This window comes from Porphyromonas uenonis 60-3 (assembly GCF_000174775.1).
Taxonomy (GTDB): Bacteria; Bacteroidota; Bacteroidia; order Bacteroidales; family Porphyromonadaceae; genus Porphyromonas; species Porphyromonas uenonis_A.
In genome coordinates, this window is the sequence record NZ_ACLR01000003.1 from 1 (window position 1) to 502 (window position 502).

The following is a 502-nucleotide window of genomic DNA, read 5'->3' on the forward strand; positions in this document are numbered from 1 at the left end:
GTCTTACTCCGTAAAGCTTCGGTAGAAGTCTACATAAGCCTCAGCATGATCTACTGCTGGCCCAGGGTACTCTAGCACTTTGTGGTCAGGCTCCGAGCGAAGGTACTCGATGAGCTCGGGAGAGACCGACTCCTGCCCCAGGATCACACCATCTGAGTAGTGGATCGCCATACGACGTAGCGCGTCTGGCGTCACCTCTCCTTGTAGCGGGTCGAGCAGGTCGCCCGTAATCTTGTCAAACTCAAGCTTCTTGATCAAGTCTTTCGCCCAATCTCGCCCCTCCTCCTCGTTACCATCGACCGAGAAGAGCACCTTAGCACGCTCGAAGTAAGGGTCATTCTTGTAAGCCGTCTTCAGGTAGACGGGTGCCAGTGCGGAGAACCACCCCAGACAATGGATCACATCGGGGATCCAGTGCAAGCTTTTGATCGCCTCCAGGACGCCTCGGATGAAGAAGATGCTGCGATCCGCATTGTCACTAGGCGCTCCCTCAGAGGGCGGG

At 56.2% G+C, this 502-nt stretch carries 1 protein-coding gene; it reads right to left on the bottom strand.

Annotated features, from left to right (window positions below; translation table 11 throughout):
* Positions 1-3: 3 nt before the first annotated feature.
* A partial coding sequence (locus tag PORUE0001_RS00165) for a glycogen/starch synthase (protein ID WP_007364411.1) occupies positions 4-502 on the bottom strand: 499 nt, incomplete at its 5' end.